The sequence below is a fragment of the Adlercreutzia sp. DFI.6.23 genome, assembly GCF_024462535.1.
Taxonomy (GTDB): Bacteria; Actinomycetota; Coriobacteriia; order Coriobacteriales; family Eggerthellaceae; genus Adlercreutzia; species Adlercreutzia rubneri.
Map to the genome: position 1 here is coordinate 1 of NZ_JANGBP010000450.1, position 304 is coordinate 304.

1 protein-coding gene is annotated in these 304 nt (G+C 53.9%); it reads right to left on the reverse strand.

Annotation, left to right across the window (positions count from 1 at the left end):
- Nucleotides 1-2 precede the first annotated feature (2 nt).
- Nucleotides 3-304, reverse strand: a 302-nt coding sequence (locus tag NE591_RS14090) for a hypothetical protein (RefSeq protein ID WP_256156956.1), incomplete at its 5' end; no start/stop codon positions are given.

Consider the following 304-nt stretch of genomic DNA (forward strand, 5'->3'; position numbering starts at 1 on the left):
CGCTAGCGCTCGACAACGATGAAACGCAGTACCTCTCTGACGCGACGCTGAAAAGTGCCGTAGACATCGGAGATTTGGAAGTAGTCGAGCGCTAGCGGTAAAGCGACCCCGAAAATCAAAATTATAAGAATCGCCACAACAACGAGACCGAGGATCTTGATCTTCAGCGGAACTTTTCTGAGAAAAGCCCTCCAGGCGCAGGTGATGGATTCGGGCGTCTCGAAGCTGAAGTTCACGCGCATGGAGTTGCGCCCGGTTTTGCCATCGGGGAAGAACGAATTCCCCGGCACATAGGTTACGCCCG